Source organism: Pseudomonas sp. 273 (assembly GCF_029201425.1).
Lineage (GTDB): Bacteria > Pseudomonadota > Gammaproteobacteria > Pseudomonadales > Pseudomonadaceae > Pseudomonas > Pseudomonas delhiensis.
Window position 1 is genome coordinate 5,516,045 of record NZ_CP116775.1, and the last position, 23,847, is coordinate 5,539,891.

23 protein-coding genes, 1 other RNA gene and 1 pseudogene are annotated in these 23,847 nt (G+C 66.4%); 7 read left to right on the plus strand and 18 right to left on the minus strand.

Features of this window, described 5'->3' with window-relative positions; translation table 11 throughout:
- Positions 1–5: 5 nt before the first annotated feature.
- The 9 genes and pseudogenes from mraY to rsmI all read right to left on the minus strand — a co-directional run bounded on the left by mraY (position 6) and on the right by rsmI (position 8,938).
- Positions 6–1,088 (minus strand): phospho-N-acetylmuramoyl-pentapeptide-transferase, encoded by a 1,083-nt coding sequence (gene mraY, locus PKO50_RS25155; protein ID WP_109932036.1) that lies wholly within the window; start codon positions 1,086–1,088, stop codon positions 6–8.
- Positions 1,089–1,110: 22 nt separating this feature from the next.
- Positions 1,111–2,451 (minus strand): annotated as a pseudogene (murF, locus tag PKO50_RS25160) (UDP-N-acetylmuramoyl-tripeptide--D-alanyl-D-alanine ligase); the annotation flags it as partial.
- Positions 2,444–3,910 carry a UDP-N-acetylmuramoyl-L-alanyl-D-glutamate--2,6-diaminopimelate ligase gene (locus PKO50_RS25165; protein WP_275627572.1) on the minus strand — a complete coding sequence of 489 codons (1,467 nt, stop codon included), beginning with the start codon at positions 3,908–3,910 and terminating at the stop codon, positions 2,444–2,446. The pseudogene murF and the gene PKO50_RS25165, both read right to left, overlap by 8 nt.
- A complete protein-coding gene (locus tag PKO50_RS25170; RefSeq protein ID WP_109932042.1) occupies positions 3,910–5,655 on the minus strand; it encodes a penicillin-binding protein 2 in 1,746 nt (581 codons plus the stop codon). Before PKO50_RS25170 ends, PKO50_RS25165 begins: the two co-directional genes overlap by 1 nt.
- Positions 5,652–5,945 carry a cell division protein FtsL gene (gene ftsL / locus PKO50_RS25175; RefSeq protein ID WP_009617905.1) on the minus strand — a complete coding sequence of 98 codons (294 nt, stop codon included), beginning with the start codon at positions 5,943–5,945 and terminating at the stop codon, positions 5,652–5,654. The genes PKO50_RS25170 and ftsL overlap by 4 nt, the downstream gene beginning before the upstream one ends.
- Positions 5,942–6,883, minus strand: coding sequence for a 16S rRNA (cytosine(1402)-N(4))-methyltransferase RsmH (gene rsmH, locus PKO50_RS25180; RefSeq protein ID WP_275630527.1), 942 nt, complete (start codon positions 6,881–6,883; stop codon positions 5,942–5,944). The genes ftsL and rsmH overlap by 4 nt, the downstream gene beginning before the upstream one ends.
- An 8-nt stretch (positions 6,884–6,891) precedes the next feature.
- On the minus strand, positions 6,892–7,347 hold the full coding sequence (gene mraZ / locus PKO50_RS25185) for a division/cell wall cluster transcriptional repressor MraZ (RefSeq protein WP_275627573.1): 456 nt from the start codon (positions 7,345–7,347) through the stop codon (positions 6,892–6,894).
- Between the two features lie 308 nt (positions 7,348–7,655).
- An RNA gene (gene rnpB, locus PKO50_RS25190) (RNase P RNA component class A) lies at positions 7,656–8,007 on the minus strand.
- Between the two features lie 88 nt (positions 8,008–8,095).
- On the minus strand, positions 8,096–8,938 hold the full coding sequence (gene rsmI / locus PKO50_RS25195; protein WP_109932044.1) for a 16S rRNA (cytidine(1402)-2'-O)-methyltransferase: 843 nt from the start codon (positions 8,936–8,938) through the stop codon (positions 8,096–8,098).
- 127 nt (positions 8,939–9,065) lie between these two features.
- On the opposite strand from rsmI, the gene PKO50_RS25200 reads away from it, so the two are divergent.
- From PKO50_RS25200 to PKO50_RS25215, 4 genes are read left to right on the plus strand one after another with little or no spacing between them, the layout of a single operon-like run.
- Complete coding sequence (locus PKO50_RS25200) at positions 9,066–10,880, plus strand: penicillin-binding protein activator (protein WP_109932944.1); 1,815 nt, start codon at positions 9,066–9,068, stop codon at positions 10,878–10,880.
- Positions 10,877–11,257: a YraN family protein gene (locus tag PKO50_RS25205; RefSeq protein WP_109932046.1), complete on the plus strand. Its 381-nt coding sequence runs from the start codon at positions 10,877–10,879 to the stop codon at positions 11,255–11,257. Before PKO50_RS25200 ends, PKO50_RS25205 begins: the two co-directional genes overlap by 4 nt.
- Positions 11,258–11,285: 28 nt before the next feature.
- Positions 11,286–11,879, plus strand: coding sequence for a phosphoheptose isomerase (locus PKO50_RS25210; protein ID WP_009617899.1), 594 nt, complete (start codon positions 11,286–11,288; stop codon positions 11,877–11,879).
- Positions 11,876–12,457, plus strand: a complete 582-nt coding sequence (locus PKO50_RS25215; RefSeq protein WP_109932048.1) for a BON domain-containing protein — start codon at positions 11,876–11,878, stop codon at positions 12,455–12,457. The genes PKO50_RS25210 and PKO50_RS25215 overlap by 4 nt, the downstream gene beginning before the upstream one ends.
- A 372-nt stretch (positions 12,458–12,829) precedes the next feature.
- Here the strand turns inward: PKO50_RS25215 and PKO50_RS25220 are convergent, their stop codons facing one another.
- The 7 genes from PKO50_RS25220 to rplM all read right to left on the minus strand — a co-directional run bounded on the left by PKO50_RS25220 (position 12,830) and on the right by rplM (position 17,639).
- Positions 12,830–13,237, minus strand: a complete 408-nt coding sequence (locus PKO50_RS25220) for a ClpXP protease specificity-enhancing factor (protein ID WP_089390705.1) — start codon at positions 13,235–13,237, stop codon at positions 12,830–12,832.
- Between the two features lie 11 nt (positions 13,238–13,248).
- The gene (locus tag PKO50_RS25225; RefSeq protein ID WP_109932050.1) at positions 13,249–13,866 is read right to left on the minus strand and encodes a glutathione S-transferase N-terminal domain-containing protein; all 618 of its coding nucleotides are present in this window, start codon (positions 13,864–13,866) and stop codon (positions 13,249–13,251) included.
- Positions 13,867–13,958: 92 nt separating this feature from the next.
- Complete coding sequence (locus PKO50_RS25230) at positions 13,959–14,741, minus strand: cytochrome c1 (RefSeq protein WP_275627574.1); 783 nt, start codon at positions 14,739–14,741, stop codon at positions 13,959–13,961.
- Complete coding sequence (locus PKO50_RS25235) at positions 14,741–15,952, minus strand: cytochrome bc complex cytochrome b subunit (RefSeq protein ID WP_109932054.1); 1,212 nt, start codon at positions 15,950–15,952, stop codon at positions 14,741–14,743. Before PKO50_RS25235 ends, PKO50_RS25230 begins: the two co-directional genes overlap by 1 nt.
- Positions 15,952–16,542, minus strand: coding sequence for a ubiquinol-cytochrome c reductase iron-sulfur subunit (gene petA / locus PKO50_RS25240; RefSeq protein WP_109932056.1), 591 nt, complete (start codon positions 16,540–16,542; stop codon positions 15,952–15,954). Before petA ends, PKO50_RS25235 begins: the two co-directional genes overlap by 1 nt.
- A 261-nt stretch (positions 16,543–16,803) precedes the next feature.
- The gene (gene rpsI, locus PKO50_RS25245; protein ID WP_009617885.1) at positions 16,804–17,196 is read right to left on the minus strand and encodes a 30S ribosomal protein S9; all 393 of its coding nucleotides are present in this window, start codon (positions 17,194–17,196) and stop codon (positions 16,804–16,806) included.
- 14 nt (positions 17,197–17,210) lie between these two features.
- Positions 17,211–17,639: a 50S ribosomal protein L13 gene (gene rplM / locus PKO50_RS25250; RefSeq protein ID WP_109932058.1), complete on the minus strand. Its 429-nt coding sequence runs from the start codon at positions 17,637–17,639 to the stop codon at positions 17,211–17,213.
- 244 nt (positions 17,640–17,883) lie between these two features.
- Between rplM and PKO50_RS25255 the strand changes: the two genes are divergently transcribed.
- Entirely contained in the window at positions 17,884–18,921 is a 1,038-nt protein-coding gene (locus PKO50_RS25255) for an NADP(H)-dependent aldo-keto reductase (protein WP_109932060.1), read from the plus strand.
- Positions 18,922–19,030: 109 nt separating this feature from the next.
- On the opposite strand, the gene PKO50_RS25260 is transcribed toward PKO50_RS25255, so the two are convergent.
- Positions 19,031–20,167, minus strand: coding sequence for an acyl-CoA dehydrogenase family protein (locus PKO50_RS25260; RefSeq protein ID WP_275627575.1), 1,137 nt, complete (start codon positions 20,165–20,167; stop codon positions 19,031–19,033).
- 250 nt (positions 20,168–20,417) lie between these two features.
- Here PKO50_RS25260 and PKO50_RS25265 point away from each other — a divergent pair, with 250 nt between their 5' ends.
- Both PKO50_RS25265 and PKO50_RS25270 read left to right on the plus strand, forming a co-directional pair.
- Positions 20,418–21,317: a GlxA family transcriptional regulator gene (locus PKO50_RS25265; protein ID WP_275630528.1), complete on the plus strand. Its 900-nt coding sequence runs from the start codon at positions 20,418–20,420 to the stop codon at positions 21,315–21,317.
- A gap of 90 nt (positions 21,318–21,407) precedes the next feature.
- Entirely contained in the window at positions 21,408–22,367 is a 960-nt protein-coding gene (locus tag PKO50_RS25270; RefSeq protein WP_275627576.1) for a hypothetical protein, read from the plus strand.
- Positions 22,368–22,722: 355 nt separating this feature from the next.
- On the opposite strand, the gene zapE is transcribed toward PKO50_RS25270, so the two are convergent.
- Positions 22,723–23,817 carry a cell division protein ZapE gene (zapE, locus tag PKO50_RS25275; protein WP_275627577.1) on the minus strand — a complete coding sequence of 365 codons (1,095 nt, stop codon included), beginning with the start codon at positions 23,815–23,817 and terminating at the stop codon, positions 22,723–22,725.
- Positions 23,818–23,847: the final 30 nt, after the last annotated feature.

The window sequence follows — 23,847 nt, forward strand, 5'->3', positions numbered from 1 at the left end:
TGCCCTCAACGCAGTTTCAACGTGGCCAGGCCGATCAGCACGAGAATCACCGTGATGATCCAGAAGCGCACGATCACGCGCGGCTCCGGCCAGCCCTTGAGTTCGAAGTGGTGGTGGATGGGCGCCATGCGGAACACCCGTTTCCCGGTCAGCTTGAAGCTGGCAACCTGGATGACCACCGACAGGGTTTCCATGACGAACACCCCGCCCATGATGAACAGCACGATCTCCTGGCGGACGATGACCGCGATGGTGCCCAGCGCGGCGCCCAGGGCCAGTGCGCCGACGTCGCCCATGAAGACCTGCGCCGGGTAGGTGTTGAACCAGAGGAAGCCAAGGCCCGCGCCGACGATGGCGGAGCAGAAGATGATCAGCTCGCCGGCCCCGGGCACGCTGGGGATCAGCAGGTATTCGGCGAACTTCACGTTGCCCGACAGGTAGCAGAAGATGCCCAGGGCGCCGCCGACCATCACCGTCGGCATGATCGCCAGGCCATCCAGGCCGTCGGTCAGGTTCACCGCGTTGCTGGAGCCGACGATGACGAAGTAGGTCAGCACCACGAAGAAGATGCCCAGGGGAATCTCGATGTTCTTCAGCAGCGGCAGGATCAGGGTGGTTTCCACCGGGGTCTCGGCGGTCAGGTAGAGGAAGACCGCGGCGCCCAGGCCGAACACCGACTGCCAGAAATACTTCCAGCGGCTCGGCAGGCCGCGGGAGTTCTTCTCGATCACCTTGCGGTAGTCGTCGACCCAGCCGATGGCGCCGAACAGCAGGGTCACGGCCAGCACCACCCAGACGTAGCGGTTCGACCAGTCGGCCCAGAGCAGGGTGCTGATGGCGATGGCGGTGAGGATCAGGGCGCCGCCCATGGTCGGGGTGCCCTTCTTCGACAGGTGCGACTGCGGCCCGTCGTTGCGCACGGCCTGGCCGATCTGGCGGATCTGCAGGGTGCGGATCATCCAGGGGCCCAGCCACAGCGACAGGGCGAGCGCGGTCAGCACGCTGAGGATGCCGCGCAGGGTCAGGTACTGGAAGACGCCGAAGCCCTTGTAGAACTGTTGCAGGTACTCGGCGAGCAGCAGCAGCATCAATGTTTCTCCTCGGGGAGGCGCACAGCGCCGCGACGACCTTGTCCATCGCCGCGCTGCGCGAGCCCTTGATCAGAATGGTGGTGGTAGAGGGTTCGCCGGCCAGGGCCTGGATCAGGCTGGCCTGGTCGGCGAAGTGCCGGCCCGCCGCGCCGAACGCCTCGACGGCGTTGCGCATCAGTGGCCCCACGGCATAGAGCGCACCGACCTTGCCCGCGGCGTAGGCGCCCACCTCGCGGTGCGCAGCCTCGGCCCAGGCGCCCAGTTCGCCCATGTCCCCGAGGACCAGGACGGTCCGGCCGGAAAAGCCGGCGAGTATATCAACGGCCGCGCAGATTGACGCCGGGTTGGCGTTGTAGCTGTCGTCGATCACCCGCATCCCGTTCGTCGCCAGCTGGGCAACCGCGCGGCCCTTGACCGGCTGCAGTTGCGCAAGACCCCGGGCGATCCCGACCAGCGGCACGCCCAGGGCGTGGGCCGCGGCCGCGGCGGCCAGGGCGTTGGCGACGTTGTGTTCGCCCAGCAGGTTGAGCTGGATGCGCGCCTCGCCGGCCAGCCCCAGCAGGGTGAAGCCGACGCAGCCGCGGGCATCGCGCTGCAGGTCGCGGGCGCGGAAGTCGGCGTTGCCGTTGTTCAGCGCGAAACTCAGCACCCGGCGGCCGGCGGCGCGGGCCTTCCAGGTGTCGAAGGCGCGGTCGTCGAGGTTGAGCACGGCGCTGCCGGCCGCATCCAGGCCTTCGAGGATCTCGCCCTTGGCCAGGACGATCCTGTCCTGGCCGCCGAACTCGCCGACGTGGGCGGTGCCGGCGTTGGTGATGATGGCCACCTGCGGGCGGGTCAGGCCGACGGTGTAGGCGATCTCGCCGACCCGCGAGGCACCCAGCTCGATCACCGCGCTGGCATGCTGCGGGCCGATCTGCAGCAGGGTCAGGGGCGCGCCCAGGTCGTTGTTCAGGTTGCCGCGGGTGGCCAGGACCTCGCCCTGGGTCCGCAGGATGCTGGCGAGCATCTCCTTGACCGTGGTCTTGCCGCTGGAGCCGGTCACCGCCGCCACCTGGCCGGCGAAGGCGGCGCGGTTCAGCGCGCCGAGGCGGCCGAGGGCCTCGCGGGTGTCGGCCACCAGCAGCTGCGGCAACGGCGCATCCGCCACCTCGCGCTGCACCAGGGCGGCGACGGCGCCCTTGGCGGCGACCTCGGCGAGGTAGTCGTGGCCGTCGAAGCGCGGCCCGCTCAGGGCGACGAACAGCTGGCCGGCCTCGATGGCGCGGCTGTCGGTGCTCACCGCGTCGAAGGCGACGTCGGCGCCCAGCACGCGGCCTTCCAGGGCGGCGGCGACTTCACTGAGCAGCAGCGGCTTAAGCATCTTTCTTCACCTCCCAGGCGGCCAGCGCCTTGGCGGCTTCTTGCAGATCGGAGAACGGCTGGCGGACGCCGGCGATCTCCTGGTAATCCTCGTGGCCCTTGCCGGCCAGCAGCACCACGTCGGCGGCGCCGGCGCCGGCGACCAGCTGGGCGATGGCCTGGCCGCGGCCCGGCACGAAGCGCACCGCCTCGGGCCTGGCGAAGCCGGCACGGATGTCGTCGATGATCCGCGCGCTGTCTTCGCTGCGCGGGTTGTCGTCGGTCACCAGCACGCCGTCGGCATGCCGTTCGGCCACCTGAGCCATGAGCGGGCGCTTGCCGCGGTCGCGGTCGCCGCCGCAGCCGAACAGGCACAGCAGCTTGCCGTGGGCATGCGGGCGCAGCGCCAGCAGGACCTTCTCCAGGGCATCGGGGGTATGGGCGTAGTCCACCACCACCAGCGGCTTGTCGCCGCCACCCAGGCGCTGCACGCGGCCCACCGGCCCCTGCAGTCGCGGCAGCACCTTGAGGATGTCGCCCAGCGGGTAGTCCAGGCCGAGCAGCGCGCCGACCACCGCCAGCAGGTTGCTCAGGTTGAAGCGGCCGAGCAGCGAGCTGCGCAGCACGCCCTCGCCCTTGGGCGAGACCAGGTGGGCTTCGACGCCGGCATCGCTGAAGCGCGCCTCGCGGCAATAGAGGAAGGCGCTGGCGTCTTCCAGGCTGTAGCCCATCAGGCGCGAGGGGTGCGCCTCGCCGGCCAGTTGGCGGCCGAAGGCGTCGTCCAGGTTGATCACCCGGCACTTCAGGCCCGGCCAGGCGAACAGCCTGGCCTTGGCGGCGCCATAGGCTTCCATGGTGCCGTGGTAGTCCAGGTGGTCGCGGGACAGGTTGGTGAACACCGCGACGTCGAATTCGAGGGCGGCCACGCGGCCCTGCTCCAGGCCATGGGAGGACACCTCCATGGCCACGGCGCGCGCGCCGTCCTGCTTCAGCCGCGCCAGGGTGGCCTGTAGCGCCAGGGCGTCGGGCGTGGTGTGCTTGCCGCTTTCCAGGGCGCCGTGGAAACCGCTGCCGAGGGTGCCGACGATGCCGCAGCGCTGGCCGAGCAGGTCCAGGGCCTGGGCCAGCAGCTGGCTGACGCTGGTCTTGCCGTTGGTGCCGGTGACGCCGATCAGCTCGATGCCACGGCTGGGCTCGCCGTAGAAGCGCCCGGCGATGGCCGAGAGCTGGGCGGCCAGGCCCTTGATGGCGACCAGCGGCGTATCGCCGATGGGCGCGACGGACGCCCCCGCGGCCTCGTAGGCGATGGCGGCGGCGCCACGGGCGACGGCGTCGGCGATGTGCACGCGGCCGTCGTGCAGGGCACCGGGAATGGCCAGGAACAGGTCGCCCGGCTTGACCGCGCGGCTGTCCAGGGTCAGCTCGCGGATCAGCACGCCGGTTTCAGCCTGCGGCAGCAGTTGGTTAAGGCTCATCGGCATCAGCCACGCCCTCCTTTCATGGGCGCAGCATCGGCTTGCTGCTGCGGGGTCGTCTGCAGGTTGTCTGGCGGAATGTTCATCAATCGCAGCGTGCCGGACATCACCTTGCTGAACACCGGAGCCGAGACCAGGCCGCCGAAGTAACCGGCCTTGCTGGGCTCGTCGATTACCACGACGACCACGAAACGCGGGTTGCTCATCGGCCCGAAGCCGGCGAACAGCGAGCGGTAGGAATTCTCGGCGTAGCCCTTGGCGCCGGTCTGGGTCTTGCGCGCGGTACCGGACTTGCCGGCCACATGATAGCCGGGGACCTGGGCGCGATAGACGCCGTTCGGCGCCTCGACCACCTGCTGCAGCATGCCCTGCATGGTCTTGGCGACCGGCTCCGGGATCACCTGGCTGGCGGTCGGCTGGCGGTCGGCGCGGACCATGGTCAGCGGCACCGTCTGGCCGTTGTTGGCCAGGGCCGCGTAGGCGTGGGCCAGCTGGATGGCGGTGACCGACAGGCCGTAGCCGTAGGACAGGGTGGCGGTCTCGGCCTTGCGCCACTCGCGGTAGTTGGGCAGGTTGCCGACGCGCTCGCCGGGGAAGCCCAGGCCGGTGTCCTGGCCCAGGCCGACCTTCTGCATCAGTTGGTAGATGGCCTCGCCGCCGATGTCGAAGGCGACCTTGCTCATGCCCACGTTGCTGGAGCGGATGAGGATGCCGGTGAGGTCCAGCACCGGGCCTTCGGTGCGCGACACGTCGCGGATGGTGTAGCGGCCGATCTGCAGCGTGCCCGGGTAGACCTCGACTGTGTCGCTGGGCTTCCAGCGCCCGGTCTCCAGCGCCGCGCTCATGGAGAACGGCTTCATGGTCGAGCCCGGCTCGAAGACGTCGATCATGGCGCGGTTGCGCATCATCTCCGGCTGCATGTCGCGGCGGTTGTTCGGGTTGTAGGTCGGCTGGTTGGCCATGGCCAGGACCTCGCCGGTCTTCACGTCGAGGATCACCAGGCTGCCGGCCTTGGCGCCGTTCTCGACGATGGCGTTGCGCAGCTCGCGGTTGGCCAGGTACTGCAGACGCAGGTCGATGGACAGCGCCAGGGTCTTGCCGGCCTTGGCGTTGCGCGTGACCTGCAGGTCGCGGATCAGGTGGCCGCGGCGGTCCTTGAGCACCTGGCGCTTGCCTGGCACGCCGGCCAGCCAGCTGTCGTAGGACAGCTCGACGCCTTCGCGGCCGCGGTCGTCCACGTCGGTGAAGCCGACCACCTGGGCGGTCACGTCGCCGGCCGGGTAGAAACGACGAAACTCCTCGATGGAGTAGACGCCGGGAATCCTGTTGGCCTTGACCTCGGCCATCACCGCTTCGCCCTGCTCGGGCGTGAGCCCGCGGACCAGGTAGATGAATTCCTTGTCGGCCATCTGCTCCAGGCGCGCGCTCAGCGCGTCGCGGTTGACCCCCAGGGCGTGGGCCAGGATCGGCCACTTGTCGCGCTCCAGCACCAGTTCCTTGGGGTTGGCCCAGAGGGTGGCGACCGGGGTGCTCACCGCCAGCGGCTCGCCGTTGCGGTCGGTGATCTGCCCGCGGTGGGCCGGAATGGAGATGTGCCGCACGCTGCGCGCGTCGCCCTGCTCCTGGAGGAAGTCGTGGTCGATCACGTGCAGGTCGACGATGCGCCAGACGATGGCGGCCACCATCGCCAGCAGCAGCCCGACGGCGACGCGGAAACGCCAGGGGTAGAGCGCGCCGTTGAGGTTCTTCATGGCGCCACCATGATGATTTCCGCCGGGTCCGGCACGCGCATCTTCAACTGGCCGGTGGCCAGGGTCTCGATGCGGTTGTAGGCGGTCCAGGTGCTCTGCTCCAGGACCAGCCGGCCGTACTCGGCCTGCGCCTTGTCGCGCACGCTCAGCTCGGTGTACAGGGTGTTCAGCAGCTGGCGGTTCCAGTAGGCGCTGTAGGCCACGGAAATCGCCGACAGCAGCACGCCGATGAACAGCAGCAGCATGATGAAGCTGCCGGTGGGCAGGCGCTTGGCGAACAGGCGGCTCATCGCAGCTTCTCCGCCACGCGCATCACCGCGCTGCGCGAGCGCGGGTTGGCCTTGAGCTCGGCGTCGGAAGCGTATTGCGGCTTGCCCAGCAGCTTCAGGCGCGGGTCGAAGGCCTTGGCTCGGATCGGCAGGTCGCGCGGCAGGTTGTCCGCCTCGCCCTTGGCGTGCTTGCGCATGAACTGCTTGACGATGCGGTCTTCCAGGGAGTGGAAGCTGATCACCACCAGCCGGCCACCCACCGCCAGCGCCTCCAGGGCGGCGTCCAGGCCGCGCTCGAGGTCGCCCAGTTCGTTGTTGACGTGGATACGCAGGCCCTGGAAGGCCCGGGTAGCCGGGTTCTTGCCCTTTTCCCAGGCCGGGTTGGCCTCGGTGATCACGGCCGCGAGGTCGGCGGTGCGCTCGAAGGGTTTCTCCGCCCGGCGCTGCACGATGGCGCGGGCCATGCGCTTGGCGAAGCGTTCCTCGCCGTACTCCTTGAACACCCGGGCGATCTCGTCCTCGGCGGCGTTGGCGATCCACTCGGCGGCGCTGACGCCGCGGCTCGGGTCCATGCGCATGTCCAGCGGGCCGTCGTTGAGGAAGCTGAAGCCGCGCTCGGGGTCGTCCAGCTGCGGCGAGGACACGCCCAGGTCCAGCAACACGCCGTCGACGCGGCCGGTCAGGCCGCGCGCGGCCAGCTCTTCGCCCATCTCGGCGAACGACCTTTGTACAACGACGAAGCGGCCGTCTTCGGCCGCCAGTGCTTGACCCGTGGCTATCGCCTGGGGGTCCTTGTCGAACCCGAGCAACTGTCCGCCCGGGTCCAGCCTGCCAAGCAAGGCCCGGCTGTGCCCTCCCCTGCCGAAGGTACCGTCCACATAACAGCCGCCCGCCCTCGGGGCCAGCGCGTCGACGGCCTCCTGGAGCAGAACGGTGATGTGTTGGTAGGTGGCGTTCACAGGCAGGCTCACAAAATCAGGTCGCGTAGTTCATCCGGCAGTCCGCCGGGTTCCTTGATGGCGGCGAGGTCGGCCTCGGCCACCGCATTCCACTTGTCTTCGTCCCACAGCTGGAACTTGTTCAACTGGCCGACGAGCATCGCCCGCTTGTCCAGCCCGGCGTACTCGCGCAGCCGCGGCGGCACCAGGAAACGCCCGTTGCCGTCCAGTTCCAGGTCCACCGCGTTGCCGATCAGCAAACGCTGCAGGCGCCGCGTTTCTTCACGCAGCGAGGGCAGCTCGCGGAGCTTGGCTTCGATGAGTTCCCATTCGGGCAAGGGGTAGACGGTCAGGCAGGGGTCGACGGCATCGATGGTGACGATGAGCTGGCCATTGCAACGCGAAACGAACTCGTCACGATACCGACTCGGCATCGCGAGGCGCCCTTTGGCGTCGAGACTGATGGCGTTTGCTCCGCGAAACACGTCAGCGTTTCCCCCGGTGGTTGGCTTTCCTTGCCAGTTGATCCCACTTTTACCCACTTCATACCACTTGCGCACACTATAGAAATGCGCACTCCCCACCGTCAAGGCGAGGCCGGAGGGAAAAATCCTTATAGGACGGAGATTTAGCGTGCTTTTAAGAGGTTTCGTAGCGTTTTTGACGCTACCTGGAAAGGCAAAAAGCCCAGTGTTTTCAAAACACTGGGCTTTTCTACTTAAAGCAACTTCTTAAGATTTATGCTTCTTCCATCGCGCGACAAATGGTCGTTGTGGGAAGAAGTGGGAAAAGAGGAGAGAGTCGATCTGTAAGCCGGGTTCTGTCGAGGACAGCCATTCCTCTGGGACGCCCATCACTGAACGCCTCAAGCGACCTACCCGAATCCAGCGCGGGCCACGCAACGGATTCCTATTTGGTCTTGCTCCGAGTGGGGTTTACCTAGCCACGCACTGTTGCCAGCCGTGCGGTGCGCTCTTACCGCACCTTTTCACCCTTACCGGCGCTGTAGCGCTTAGGCGGTTATTTTCTGTGGCACTTTCCGTAGGCTCGCGCCTCCCAGGCGTTACCTGGCACTCTGCCCTATGGAGCCCGGACTTTCCTCCCCCATGTGGAAACCACATGGCAGCGACTGTCCAATCGACTCTCCGGCGCCAAGGTTAGCGGCAGCGGCTGCCTGCCGCAAGGGCAATCCGCCAGCCAGGGACGAAGGTCCCGGATTCGCCGGCAGGCGCTTCAGTCCGCCTTGCGCTCCAGCGCCGCCTGGTACAGCAGGTTCTTGCGCACTCCGGTGATCTCCGCCGCCAGCGCCGCCGCGCGCTTGACCGGCAGCTCCGCCAGCAGCAGGTCGAGCACCCGCAGCGCTTCGGCGTCGATGCCTTCCTCCTGCGGCGCCTCCCAGCCGGCCAGCAGCAGCACGCACTCGCCGCGCTGCTGGTTGGCGTCCGCCGCCACCCACTCGCGCAACTCGCCCAGGGGCAGGCCCTTGAGGGTCTCGAAGGTCTTGGTCAGCTCGCGGGCCAGCACCGCCTGGCGCGCCTCGCCGAACACCTCGGCCATGTCCTGGATGCACTCCAGCAGGCGGTGCGGCGCCTCGTAGAAGATCAGCGTGCGCGGCTCCTCGCGCAGCGCTTCCAGGCGCGCCTTGCGCCCGGCCGTCTTGGCCGGCAGGAACCCTTCGAAGACGAAGCGGTCCGACGGCAGGCCCGCCGCCGACAGCCCGGCGATCAGTGCGCAGGCCCCCGGCACCGGGACCACCCGGATGCCCGCGGCGCGCGCCTGGCGCACCAGGTGGTAGCCGGGATCGGAAATCAGCGGCGTGCCGGCATCGGAGACCAGCGCCACGTCGTCCCCCGCCAGCAGGCGGGTGATGAAGCGCCCGCCCTGCTCGCGCTCGTTGTGCTCGTGGCAGGCGGCCAGCGGCGTCTCGATGCCGAAGTGCTGCAGCAGGCGGATCGAGTGGCGGGTGTCCTCGGCGGCGATCAGGGCCACCTCGCGCAGGGTGCGCTGGGCACGGGCGCTGATGTCGTCGAGATTGCCGATGGGCGTAGCCACCACATACAAGGTACCGAGGGACACGCAGCACTCCTTAATCCCGAACCGGAAAATTCCCCATTGTATCCCGTTTCAGGCGCCTGCCATCGCCTCGGCCAGCCGCCTTGGGTACAATTGCCGACTCTTTGAATGCGCCACGAGAAGCCCGATGATGATCGCTCGACTGCGTCCGCTTTCCGCCCTGTGCCTGGCCACCCTGCTGGCCGCCTGCGCCAGCTCGCCCTCTTCCAACCTCGGCGAGTTGCCGCGCACCCCGAACGCCAGCATCGAGCAACTGCTGCAGCAGGCCGCCACCGCCAAGCCCGAGGAAGCCGTGCTGCTCAAGCTGTCGGCCGCGGACCTTGCCTACCAGCAGAAGGACATCGCCCGCGCCGCGCAGATCCTCGAGCAACTGCCGATGGATAGCCTCAAGCCGGCGCAGCAGATCTTCGCCAGCACCCTGGATGCGCAGATTTCCCTGGCCCGCAACAAGCCCAAGGCCGCCCTCAAGGCCTTCGACCACCCCAGCTTCGCCCACCTGGGCGAGCTGCCGGTGGAACAGCAGGCGCGCAGCGGCCTGGTCAAGGCCCAGGCCCTGGCCGCCGATGGCCAGGCCCTGGCCGCCGCCCGCGAGCGCGTGTTCGTCGACCCGCTGCTCAACGCCGAGGCCAGCAAGGCCAACCACGAGGCCATCTGGGGCCTGGTCTCCAGCCTGCCGGTGGAGCAGTTGCAACCGGTGGCCAACGAAGGCGACCTGAACGGCTGGCTGGACCTGGCCCGCGTAGTGAAGAGCGCCTCGACCCTGCAGGAGCAGCAGGCCAACATCGACACCTGGCGCCAGCAGAACCCGCAGCACCCGGCGGCCAAGCAACTGCCGGACGCCCTGGAGAAGCTCAAGTCGCTGGCCGCCCAGCCGCTGAACAAGATCGGCCTGCTGCTGCCCCAGCAGGGCCAGTTGGCCGGCGTTGCCCGCGCCCTGCAGGACGGTTTCATGGCCGCCTACTACCAGGCCCAGCAGGGCGGCAGCCAGCAGCCGGCCATCCAGCTCTACGACAGCAGCCAGGTGCGCTCGCTGGACGACTTCTACCGCCAGGCCCAGGCCGACGGCGTGCAACTGGTGGTCGGCCCGCTGGAGAAGCCGCTGGTCAAGCAGCTCGGCGATCGCCCGCAACTGCCCATCACCACCCTGGCCCTGAACTACACCGACAGCGCCCAGACCGGCCCGGCCCAATTGTTCCAGTTCGGCCTATCGGCCGAGGACGAGGCCCGCGAGGTGGCCCGCAAGGCCTGGGACGACGGCATGCGCCGCGCCGTGGCGCTGGTGCCGCGCGGCGACTGGGGCGACCGCGTGCTGGCGGCCTTCAGCCGTGACTGGCAGGCCCGCGGCGGCACCCTGATCGCCGCCGAGCACGTCGACCAGCCGGTGGAGCTGGCCCAGCAGATCGCCGACCTGCTCCAACTGCGCCAGAGCGAAGGCCGCGCCAAGCGCCTGCAGGGCGTGCTCGACAGCAACGTCGACACCCAGCCCTCGCGCCGCCAGGACATCGACTTCATCTTCCTCGCCTCGACCCCGCAGCAGGCGCGCCAGATCAAGCCGACCCTGGCCTTCCAGTACGCCGGCGACCTGCCGGTCTACGCCACCTCCAACCTCTACACCGGCCAGAGCAACCCGGCGCAGGACCAGGACCTCAACGGCATCCGCTTCTGCGAGACGCCCTGGCTGCTGCAGACCGGCAACCCGCTGCGCCAGCAGGTCGTGGCCCAGTGGCCGCAGGCCGCCACCAGCCTCGGCCGCCTCTACGCCATGGGCGCCGACGCCTACCGCCTGGCCCCGCGCCTGCCGGAGCTGAAGGCCCTGCCGAGCATGCAGCTCGACGGCTTCACCGGCAACCTGAGCCTGGCGCCCAACCAGCGCATCCAGCGCCAGCTGCCCTGGGCGGAGTTCCGCAATGGCCAGGCGCAGGCACTGGAGAACGGCGGCCTTTGATCGGCGGGCGCGGCGGCTCCGCCGAACTCGGGCGCCGCGCCGAGCAGCTCGCCCGCGAGCACCTGCAAGGCCAGGGCCTGCGCCTGCTGGCGCAGAACTGGCGGTGCCGCCGCGGCGAGCTCGATCTGGTCATGCTGGACGGCGATACAGTAGTATTCGTCGAAGTTCGCTGCCGCCGGCACCAGGCCTGGGGCGGCGCCCTGGAAAGCGTGGACGCGCACAAGCGCCAGCGGCTGGTCGCCGCCGCCGAACATTTTCTGCAACAGGAAGCCCGCTGGTCCCGGCACCCCTGCCGGTTCGACGTAGTGGCGGTGCAGCCCTCCGCGGGAACCCCACCCGCTCAACTGAACTGGATCACCAACGCCTTTGACACCTGATCAGACGCTCGACGAAAGGTCACACCTGATGGACATGCAATCCCGTATCCGCCAGCTCTTCCATGCCAGCATCGAGACCAAGCAGCAGGCCACGGAAGTGCTGATTCCGCATATCGAACAGGCCAGCATGGTGATGGTCAATGCCCTGCTCAACGAAGGCAAGATCCTCAGTTGCGGCAACGGCGGCTCGGCGGGCGACGCCCAGCATTTCTCCTCGGAACTGCTCAACCGCTTCGAGCGCGAGCGCCCGAGCCTGCCCGCCGTGGCCCTGACCACCGACAGCTCGACCATCACCTCGATCGCCAACGACTACAGCTACAACGAGGTGTTCTCCAAGCAGATCCGCGCCCTCGGCCAGCCCGGCGACGTGCTGCTGGCTATTTCCACCAGCGGCAACTCGGCCAACGTCATCCAGGCCATCCAGGCTGCCCACGACCGCGAGATGGTGGTGGTGGCCCTGACCGGCCGCGACGGCGGCGGCATGGCCTCGCTGCTGCTGCCGGAGGATGTCGAGATCCGCGTGCCGGCCAAGGTGACCGCACGCATCCAGGAAGTGCACCTGCTGGTGATCCACTGCCTGTGCGACCTCATCGATCGTCAACTGTTCGGGAGTGAAGAATGAGTCGTAGTCCGCTGACCCTCGCCGGCCTCCTTGCCCTGACCCTGGTCATGGGCGGCTGCAGCAGCTTCCTCAGCGCCACCCGCGAGGAGCCCATCGACGACAACCGCGGCACCCGCACCATCGGCAGCACCATCGACGACTCGCTGATCGAGACCAAGGTCGCGGTCAACGTCGCCAAGGCCGATCCGGACCTGGACCGCAACTCGCACGTCGTCGTCATCAGCTACAACGGCGTGGTCCTGCTGGCCGGCCAGACGCCACGCGCCGACCTGAAGAACAAGGCCGAGCAGGCCGCGCGCAACGTGCAGAAGGTCAAGACCGTGCACAACGAGCTGCAGGTCATCCAGCCCTCCTCGCTGCTGGCGCGCAACAACGACACCTGGCTGACCACCAAGATCAAGACGCAGATGCTGGCCGACGCCAACGTGCCGTCCTCGCGCATCAAGGTCGTCACCGAGAACGGCATCGTCTACATGCTGGGCCTGGTGACCCGCCGCGAAGGCGACCTGGCCACCCAGGTGGTGCAGAACGTCAATGGCGTGCAGAAGATCGTGCGGTTGTTCGAATACATCGACTGAGCGAGTTCAGCCGGTTGAAAAAGCCCCGCCAAGCGGGGCTTTTTCTTGGCGCTGCGACCGCTGCAGGGCGCATAACCGTTCGCGGTTATCCGCCGTTGGCCAAAATTGCACCGGGACGCCCGGGCCGGTGAATCCAATCGCGGACGGAGTCCGCTCCTACGCTCGTGCTTCCGGAGCAGGCTCTGTCCGCGATTCGGCGGATAACGCCGTAGGCGTTATTCGCCCTACGGTTCCGGAGAAATGCCACCACAGGATGGGTTGGGCGAAGTCGGCGCGCCCTGCAAAGCAGGCTCCTACAGGCCCACCTGCCCGCCGACGAACCATCACAACCGCGCGGGCATGAAAAAGGCGATCCTCGGATCGCCTTTTTTCTTACTTGACCACCTTCAGGCTGGGCCGCCCGCTGGGCTTTGGCGGCTCGTCGCTGGGGCCGCCGTCGTCCTGCAGCTCCTCGTCGTCCGCCGGCACCGGCGGCTCCAGGTCGAAGACCATGCCCTGGCCGTTCTCCCGCGCATAGACCGCCATCACCGCCTGGGACGGGATGTACAGGCTCTGCGCCACGCCGCCGAAGCGCCCCTCGAAGCTCACCGCCTCGTTGTCCATCAGCAGGTGGCGCACCGCCGTGGGCGACACGTTGAGGACGATCTGGCCGTCGCTGGCATAGCCCGGCGGCACCTTGACCCCCGGGTACTCGGCGTTCACCAGGATATGCGGTGTACAGCCGTTGTCGACGATCCACTCATAGAGGGCTCGTACGAGGTAGGGTCGACTGGAATTCATCATCGGTTTCCTTAGCGCATATCACGTTCGATGGAGGACAGACTAGCCTGGAAGCTGTCACGGGCGAACTGCCGCTCCATGTAGTCGAGCAACGGCTTGGCCTGCCGCGGCAGCTCGATGCCGAGTCGGGGCAGGCGCCAGAGGATCGGCAGCAGGCAGCAGTCGACCAGGCTCAACTCCTCGCTGAGGAAGAAAGGCTTCTCGGCGAACAGCGGCGACACACCCGTTAGACTCTCACGCAACTCCTTGCGCGCCAAGGCGCGATCGCCATCCTTCTGACGATCGTCGAGGATGCGGTCGACCAGGGCGCACCAGTCGCGCTGGATGCGGTGCACCAGCAGGCGGGTGTTGGCGCGCGCCACCGGGTACACCGGCATCAGCGGCGGGTGCGGGTAGCGCTCTTCCAGGTACTCCATGATCACCGTCGACTCGTAGAGCACGAGGTCGCGGTCGACCAGGGTCGGCACGCTGGCGTAGGGGTTCACCTCGGCCAGCTTCGGCGGGCAGCGCCCGGCCTGGACCTCGACGATGTCGGCCTGGACGTTCTTTTCCGCCAGGACCAGACGCACGCGGTGGCAGTAGTGATCGGCAGGGTCGGAGTAACAGGTGAGTTTATTGACTGCGGCCATGCCGGGCCTCCTCGCAACAGCATTTCAGGGAGGTAAAAAGACGCGCGCGCCCCGAGGGGCGCGCGCGCTTCAACGCTTGGAGCTGGCTGTGCTTAGTGCACGTCCTTCCAGTATTCGCGCTTGAGCAGGTAGGCGAACACGAAGAAGAAGGCCAGGTACAGCAGGACGTAGGTGCCGATGCGGTGGGAATCCAGCTTGTTCGGGTCAGCCGAGTAAGCCAGGAAGGTCACCAGGTTCTTCACCTTCTCGTCGAACTGTGCTTCGGTCAGCTGGCCGGTCTTCGGCACCACGGTGAGCTGGTCGCAGGCCTCGTGGGTCAGCGGCGTACCGGTCAGCGGATCGAACTGCTTCTTGCCATTTTCCACGACCTGGACCTGCTTGCAACCGATAACCTGGCGGCCTTGCACGCTACCCAGCACGTTGGGCATGCCGACGTTCGGGAACACCTTGTTGTTCACCCCCCACGGACGCTTGGGGTCCTCGTAGAAGGAGCGCAGGTAGGTGTACAGCCAGTCGGTGCCACGCACGCGGGCCACCAGGGTCAGGTCCGGCGGCGCGGCGCCGAACCAGACCTTGGCGTCGGCCGGCTTCATGCCGATGTCCATGTGGTCGCCGATCTTCGCCCCGGTGAACACCAGGTGGCTCAGCATCAGCTCCTCGGGAATCCCGAGGTCACGGGAAACGCGCTCGTAACGCTGGAACTTGGCGCTGTGGCAACCCATGCAGTAGTTGGCGAAGGTACGCGCGCCATCCTGCATGGCCGCTTTGTCGGTCAGGTCGATGTCGACGTGATCGAGGGCCGGTCCGTGGCCTTCGGCGGCGAAGCCGAAGAGGGGCACCAGGGCCAGAATCAATGCTGCGAATTGCTTTTTCATCAGCCAGTCACCCTTTCCGGAACCGGTTTGGTTTTCTCCATCCGGGTGTAGAACGGCATCAGGATGAAGAACGCGAAATACAGGATGGTGCACAGACGCGACAGCGTGGTGCCCAGCGGCGACGGGGCCTGGGAGCCGTAGTAGCCGAGGATCACGAAGGACACCGCGAAGATCACCAGCCAGATTTTGCTCAGCCAACCCTTGTAGCGGATCGAGCGTACCGGGCTACGGTCGAGCCACGGCAGCACGAACAGCACGGCGATGGCGGCGCCCATGGCGATGACGCCCATCAGCTTGTCCGGAACGGCGCGCAGGATCGCGTAGAACGGGGTGAAGTACCACACCGGGGCGATGTGCTCGGGGGTCTTGAACTGGTTCGCCATCTCGAAGTTGGGCTTCTCGAGGAAGAACCCGCCCATTTCCGGGAAGAAGAAGATCACGGTGCAGAACACGAACAGGAAGACCACCACGCCGAGGATGTCCTTGACGGTGTAGTACGGGTGGAACGGGATGCCGTCCAGCGGGATGCCGTTCTCGTCCTTCTTCTTCTTGATGTCCACGCCGTCGGGGTTGTTCGAGCCGACTTCGTGCAGCGCCAGGATGTGCAGCACGACCAGGCCGAGCAGGACGATCGGCAAGGCGATCACGTGCAGGGCGAAGAAGCGGTTCAGGGTGATGCCGGAGATCAGGAAGTCACCGCGGATCCACTGCGCCAGCGCCTCGCCCACCACCGGGATGGCGCCGAACAGCGAGATGATCACCTGGGCGCCCCAGTAGGACATCTGGCCCCAGGGCAGCAGGTAGCCCATGAAGGCCTCGGCCATCAGGGCGAGGTAGATCAGCATGCCGAACAGCCACACCAGCTCGCGCGGCTTCTGGTAGGAGCCGTAGAGCAGGCCGCGGAACATGTGGAGGTAGACCACGATGAAGAACGCCGATGCACCGGTGGAGTGCATGTAGCGGATGATCCAGCCGTAGTCCACATCACGCATGATGTATTCCACGGAGGCGAAGGCTTCTTCCGACGACGGCGTGAAGCTCATGGTCAGCCAGACGCCGGTGAGGATCTGGTTGACCAGCACCAGCAGCGCCAGGGAGCCGAAGAAGTACCAGAAGTTGAAGTTCTTCGGGGCGTAATACTTGCTCAGATGGTCTTCCCACATCTTGGTCGCGGGGAAGCGGGCATCGACCCAAGCCATGAACTTGTTCATCAGGCTTTCTCCTGGTCCACACCGATGGTCAGCACGTCACCATCGAGGCTATAGGGCGGAATCGGCAGGTTCAGGGGCGCGGGCTGGCCCTTGTAGACGCGACCGGCCAGATCGTAGTGGGAGCCGTGGCAGGGGCAGAAGTAGCCACCCTTCCAGTCCGGACCGAGGTCGGCGGGAGCGACTTCCGGGCGGAAGGTCGGCGAGCAGCCCAGGTGGGTACAGATACCAACGATAACGGCGAGTTCCGGCTTGATGGAGCGCAGCTTGGGATCGACGTAGGTCGGCTGGTCGGAGGCCTTGGATTCCGGGTCGGCCAGCTGACCCTCGAGGGTCGGCAGGGCGTCGAGCATTTCCTTGGTTCGGTGAACCAGGAACACCGGCTTGCCGCGCCATTCAGCGATGACCTGCTGCCCTGGCTCGATCTTGCCGACGTTCACCTTCACCGGCGCGCCGGCCGCCTTGGCCTTGGCACTAGGGAACCATGACCCCACGAACGGGACCGCAGCACCGACAGCTCCCGCGGCGCCGACCACCGAAGTGGCCGCGACGAGGAAGCGACGCCGGCCTGCATTCACGCCGTCATTACTCATTCAGTCGTCTCCCATCAGCTTTAGCCCGTTATCTTCTCGGGCCTTAGAGTAAAAGTTGTGCCGCAGAAAAATTCGCCAAATGGTAAAGAAAAGCCCTGTACCTGACAAGGTAATTACCCTTGAACAGGAAGCTGGAGCCCTTGTGCCACGCGGCTCTCAGGCGTGCGACACCTTGCCGCATAAATTGCCGGCCACCTTAATCCTAGGCATAAAAAAACGCCCAGTCCTGTTGGAGCTGGGCGTTTTTTTCGAAGCGCCGTATTAACGCTTGGAGTACTGCGGACGCTTACGCGCTTTACGCAGACCGACTTTCTTACGCTCAACCTCACGGGCGTCGCGGGTGACGTAACCGGCTTTGCGCAGGGCGCTGCGCAGGGTTTCGTCGTATTCGATCAGGGCGCGGGTGATACCGTGGCGGATCGCACCGGCCTGGCCGCTGACACCACCACCGACGACGGTGACGTAGATGTCGAACTTCTCGGTGTTCTCGGTCAGCTCGAGCGGCTGACGTACGACCATGCGAGCGGTTTCGCGGCCGAAGAACACGTCCAGGCTGCGGTTGTTGATGGAAATATTGCCGGTACCCGGACGCAGGAAGACGCGTGCGGTAGCGGTCTTACGACGGCCAGTGCCGTAATTTTGAGTCGCCGACATGATGAGCTATCCCGTTAAATCTTCAGTTCTTGAGGCTGCTGAGCGGTGTGCGGGTGGCTGGCACCCTTGTACACTTTCAGCTTGCGGTACATGTCGCGACCCAGCGGGTTCTTCGGCAGCATGCCTTTGACCGCGATCTCGATGACGCGCTCGGGAGCCTTGGCAATCAGCTTCTCGAAGTTGATCGACTTGATACCGCCCGGGAAGCCCGAGTGGTGGTAGTACATCTTGTCGGTGGTTTTCGCGCCAGTGACACGAACCTGCTCGGCGTTGATGACGACGATGTAGTCGCCGGTGTCAACGTGCGGGGTGTATTCCGGCTTGTGCTTGCCGCGCAGGCGGGTAGCGATTTCGGTAGCCAGGCGACCCAGGGTCAGGCCAGCAGCGTCGACGACGAACCAGTCGCGCTTAACAGTTTCTGGTTTCGCGGTGAAAGTTTTCATTCGTTATAGCCTCAGGGGCCGCCTGAAAATAAGACGGCGAATCTTACTGGACAGTGGTTGCCTTGACAAGTCAAGGACAGCCAGAAACAGACACGATTTGGGGCTCGGGTCAGTGTGCGTCCGTAACGACTAGATGTATCAATCGGCAGGCTAGGCATCCCCCACCGATGAAAGGCTGGCGAATTATGCAGATTCCGGCAGAATTTACAACCTCGTCGACACTCGATTTCACTAGGAGAAGCGCATGGAGTACCGCCCGCTCGGCCGCACCGGACTGCAAGTCAGCGCCCTGTGCCTCGGCACCATGACCTGGGGGGAGCAGAACAGCGAAGCCCAGGCCTTCGCCCAGATCGACCTGGCCAAGGCCGCCGGCGTCAACTTCATCGACACCGCCGAGATGTACCCGGTGCCGCCGCGCGCCGAAACCTACTCGCGCACCGAGCAGATTATCGGCAACTGGTTCCGCCAGCGCGGCGACCGCGCCGACTGGATCCTGGCCAGCAAGGTGGCCGGCCCCGGCAACGGCATCAGCCACATCCGCGACGGCCAGCTCAAGCATGACCGCAAGAACATCGTGGCCGCGCTGGACGCCAGCCTGAAGCGCCTGCAGACCGACTGGATCGACCTCTACCAGTTGCACTGGCCCGAGCGCAGCACCAACTTCTTCGGCCAGCTCGGCTACCAGCACAAGGCCCAGGACTTCACCCCGCTGGAGGAAACCCTGGACGTGCTCGACGAGCAGGTGCGCGCCGGCAAGATCCGCCACGTCGGCCTGTCCAACGAGACGCCCTGGGGCACCATGCGCTTCCTGCAGCTGGCCGAGCAGCGCGGCTGGCCAAGGGCGGTGTCGATCCAGAACCCCTACAACCTGCTCAACCGCAGCTTCGAGGTGGGCCTGGCGGAAATCGCCATCCGCGAGCGCTGCGGCCTGCTGGCCTACTCGCCGCTGGCCTTCGGCATGCTCTCGGGCAAGTACGACAACGGCGCGCGCCCGGCCAACGCCCGCATCACCCTGTTCAGCCGCTTCACCCGCTACACCAACCCGCAGAGCGAGCGCGCCTGCGCCCGCTACGTGGCCCTGGCCCGCGAGCACGGCCTGGACCCGGCGCAAATGGCCCTGGCCTTCGTCACCCGCCAGCCGTTCGTGACCAGCAACATCATTGGCGCGACCTCGCTGGAGCAGCTGGAAAGCAACCTGGGCAGCCTCCACCTGCAGCTCTCGGAAGAGGTACTGGCCGGCATCGAGGCGATCCACAAGGACCAGCCCAACCCGGCGCCCTGAAAGCAGCCCCTGTAGGAGCGAGCTTGCTCGCGAACCGCACTCTGCCGGACTGGCCCGGTGCAAGGAAGGTTCGCGAGCAAGCTCGCTCCTACGAAAGGCCCGCAGCCGCTTACAACGACCGGGCGATAATTTCCTTCATGATCTCGTTGGTCCCCGCGTAGATGCGCTGCACCCGCGCGTCGGCCCAGGCGCGGGCCACCGGGTATTCCCACATGTAGCCGTAGCCGCCGTGCAGTTGCACGCACTCGTCGAGTACCTTGCACTGCAGGTCGGTGGTCCAGTACTTGGCCATGGCCGCGGTGGGTACGTCGAGCTTGCCTTCCAGGTGCAGCTCCAGGCAGCGGTCGACGAAGGTGCGCCCGACCTGGATCTCGGTGGCCATCTCGGCCAGCTTGAAGCGGGTGTTCTGGAAGTCCGCCACGGCCTTGCCGAAGGCCTTGCGGTCGCGGGTGTAGTCGAGTGTCCACTTCAGCGCCGCCTCGGCCGAGGCCAGGGCGCCCAGGGCCACGGTCAGGCGCTCCTGGGGCAGCTCCTGCATCAGGTAGACGAAGCCCTGCCCCGGCTGGCCGAGCAGGGCCTCCCTGGGCACCCGCACGTCCTGGAAGAACAGCTCGGAGGTATCCTGGGCCTTCATGCCGACCTTCTCCAGGCGCTTGCCCTTCTCGAAGCCCGGGGTGCCGGCCTCGACCAGGAACAGGCTGGTGCCCTTGGCGCCGGCCTTGGGGTCGGTCTTGGCGACCACTATCACCAGGTCGGCGAGGAAGCCGTTGGTGATGAAGGTCTTGGAGCCGTTGATGACGTATTCATCGCCATCCAGCACCGCGGTGGTCTTCACCCCCTGCAGGTCGGAGCCGGCGCCCGGCTCGGTCATGGCGATGGCGCCGACCATCTCGCCGGAAACCAGCTTCGGCAGGTAGTGCAGTTTCTGCGCCTCGCTGCCGTAATGCAGGATGTAGGGCGCGACTATGTCCGAGTGCAGGGAGAAGCCGATGCCGGTCAGGCCGAAGCGGCCGATCTCCTCGATCACCACGGCGCTGTAGAGGAAGTCCGCGGCCATGCCGCCGTAGGCCTCGGGGATGTGCGAGCAGAGCATCCCTGCCTCCCCCGCCTTGTTCCACAGGGCGCGGTCGATGTGGCCGTCCTTCTCCCACTGGTGGTGGAAAGGCACGGCTTCCTGCTCGAGGAACTTGCGCACGCTGTCGCGGAAAAGCTCATGGTCGGAACTGAACAGGGTTCTGGGGATCATGCTCGCCTCCTGGCGCCTCGCTGGAGGGCCGAATGTAGGGCAGCCCGCCGAGCGGCGCCTACTGGACACTTGCGCCAAAAAATAAGACGATCCAGCCGCCATTTGACCGGTTAAGCGTCGAATGCGGCCCTCAACAACAATGATAAGAACGATGTCCGAACAATCCGTATCTTCCCTGAAAAGGGTCAGCATTCTTGCGACCGACGGTGTCTTCGCCTCTACCCTCATGCAGGCGCGGGACTTTCTGCACATGGCCAGCCTGCGCTTCGGCAGGCAGGAAGGCCTGGGCCTCACGCCGCTGCTGCGCAGCCGCATCGTCAGCCCCGACGGCCAGCCGGTGCGCGCGTTCAGCGGCGACCTGCTGGCGGTGGACGGCGCCCTCGACGAATCCGACCTGGTGATACTGCCGGCCTTCTGGGGCGACTTCGACCAGTTGCTGGCGCGTTATCCACAGGTGGTGCCCTGGCTGCGCGAACGCCACGCCGCCGGCTGCGCCATCGGCAGCGAGGCCACCGGGGTGTTCTGGCTGGCCGAGGCCGGCCTGCTGGACGGCAAGGAGGCGACCACCTACTGGCGCTTCTTCGACGACTTCGCCGCGCGCTACCCCAAGGTGCTGCTCAACCGCGAGAAGCACATCACCGACGCCGACAACCTCTACGCCGCCAGCGGCGTGACCTCCGCCCGCGACCTCTACCTGTACCTGATCGAGCGCTTCTGCGGCGCCAACGTGGCCCAGGGCGTCTCCCGCGACATCCTCTTCGAGGTGCAGCGCAGCTACACCCCCGGGCGCCTGGGCTTCGGCGGCCAGAAGCTGCACCACGACCCGGCCATCCTGCAGGTCCAGCAATGGCTGGAGGAGCACTACGCGGACAAGTTCCGCTTCGAGGACGTGGCCCGCGAGCACGGCATGAGCATCCGCAACTTCATGCGCCGCTTCCAGGCCGCCACCGGCGACAAGCCGCTGCACTACCTGCAGCGCCTGCGCATCGAGACGGCGCGCAGCCTGCTGTCGACCTCGCGCAAGAGCATCAAGACCATCAGCTACGAGGTGGGCTACGACGACGCCAGCTTCTTCGCCCGACTGTTCCGCCAGCACACCAAGCTGTCACCCAACCACTACCGCAACCAGTACCGGCGGAAAGAGGCCTGAAACACGCCAGCCGTAGGATAGGTCCCGTGCACCGGGGCAGCCGCCTATGATCGGGGCTGCCCTTCCAGAACAAGAACACGGGATACCGCCATGCGCCGCCTATTGCTCGTCCTGCTCGCCAGCTTCTGCCTGCCCGCCTTCGCCGCGGGGGACTGGAAGCCCTTCCCCTACGACCAGAACGCTTTCGACTATTCAGGCGACAAGCTGCGCAGCGCCTGGCCGCAGCTGACCCGCGGCTTCGGCGGCTACCCCTTCCCCGACGCTGCCTGGGTGACGAAGATGGCCGCCGCCCACCCGGACGCGGTGGCCAGGACCGTCGCCGCCGGCAGCGGCTTCAGCGGCAAGCCCGAGGAAGCCCAGGCCTACGCCGAGAAGCTGCAGGACGTATGGCGCAAGGTGTTCCGCGGCGACTTCGCCCAGGCCAAGCAGGACGGCCTGGCCCTGGGCGTCGGCGGCCAGGTGCCGGCGATGTTCGCCCAGGTGCTCTACGCCATGTTCCTGGCCCCGGCGGCGGACAAGCAGCAGTTGCTGGAGGAAGTGATCAGCTACACCGACCAGGCCGGCCCGCTGCTCAACGCCGACCCCATCGCCCAGTTCGGCCGCGCCTATGCCAAGGCCCGGCTGGCGGAGGAACTGCCGGTGCCGGTGGTGCTCAAGCGCGGCTACACCAGCGACATCCCCAGGGAACTGGACGCCATTCTCGCCAAGCAGCCCAACCAGCCCTTCGCCCTGGCGCTGTACGGCGGCTACGAGGCCGGGGTGATCCGCAAGGTCGGCAAGCTGGTCGGGCGCATGACCTACGGCGTCAGCGCGGACAAGATGGAGAGCTACTTCGCCCGCTCCTTCCGCGCCAGCGACGACCTGCCCATCGGGCACTACGAATATGCCAACGCGCTGGGCTACGTGTATGGCGATGACGAGCAGCGGAAGGCCCTGGAACAACTGCAGAAAGCGGTGGCGATCAAGCCGATCAACGCCATGGAAGCCCTGGAAGTGGCGCACGCCAGGCAGTTGCTGCAGAAGGCCGAGGCGCAGACCGCGCAGCGCTGAATGCTTTTCGTAGGAGCGAGCTTGCTCGCGAAGGGTGTTTTCTGGCGGCCGCTTGGTGTCCGTCCCGAAGAGCCCCTCTCCCTAACCCTCTCCCTGAAGGGAGAGGGGACTGTCCGTGCCAACGGACATATCGGCGTTCGCCGGCAGCATCACGGTAGCAATGAGCACTGAGATTACGCTTTACGCCGTACGGCCCCCTCTCCCTTCAGGGAGAGGGTTGGGGAGAGGGAGCGGGCTCAACCTTGGCACCAAACTATCCGGCCAACACCCTTCGCGAGCAAGCTCGCTCCTACGAAGAGCCAGAAACGAAAAAGGGCTGCCATCCGGCAGCCCTTTTCGCATCACCACTACCCCATCAAGGCCGGTGCGGTCGGCTGAGGAACTCGTGGGACTGCATCTCCAGCAGGCGGCTCAAGGTGCGCTGGAACTCGAACTCCAGGCGGCCGCCGGTGTACAGGTCCTTCAGCTCGACCTCGGCGGAGATGATCAGCTTGACGTTGCGGTCGTAGAACTCGTCCACCAGGTTGATGAAGCGGCGGGCCATGTCGTCCTTGGCCACGTTCATCTGCTCGACGTTGGAGATCAGCACCGCATGGAAGATCTTCGCCAGCTCGATGTAGTCGTTCTGGCTGCGCGGGCCGTCGCACAGCTCGCGGTACTCGAACCAGGCCACGTCGTCGCAGGTCAGGCGCGCGCGGATCTCGCGGTTCTCGATCATCAGCACGTCGTCGCGGGTGGCCGCGGCGCATTCCGGGGTGAGCTTGCGGAAGTCGCGGGCCATGGCCTGCTCGGCCTGCTCGGTGAGCGGCCAGTGGTACAGTTCGGCCTGCTCCAGGGCCCGCAGGCGGTAGTCCACGCCGCTGTCGACGTTGACCACCTCGGTGTGCTCCTTGAGCAGGGCGATGGCCGGCAGGAAGCGGGCGCGCTGCAGGCCGTCCCGGTACAGGCCGTCGGGCACGATGTTGGAGGTCGCCACCAGGCTGACGCCGTTCTTGAACAGCTCCTCCAGCAGGGTCGCGAGGATCATGGCATCGGTGATGTCGGAGACGAAGAATTCGTCGAAGCAGATCACCCGGGCCTCGTCGGCGAAGCGCTTGCCGATGATGGTCAGCGGGTTCTTCTCGCCCTTGAGAGTCTTCATTTCCTCGTGCACGCGCTTCATGAAGCGGTGGAAGTGCGTGCGCATCTTCTGCTTGAACGGCAGCGCGTCGAAGAAGGTGTCCACCAGGTAGGTCTTGCCGCGCCCCACGCCGCCCCAGAAGTACAGGCCCTTGACCGGCCCGTTGGGCTTCTTGCCGAGCAGTTTGCCGAACAACCCGGGCTTGGCCTGGTCGGCCGCCAGCAGGTCGTCGTACAGACGCTGCAGGTGCTTCACGGCATTGGCCTGGGCCGCATCGTGGAAGAAATCGGGACGTTTGAGGTCTTCCTGGTAGCGCTGAAGAGGCGTCATGATCGGTAGCAAGGCAACGAAAACGGGGCC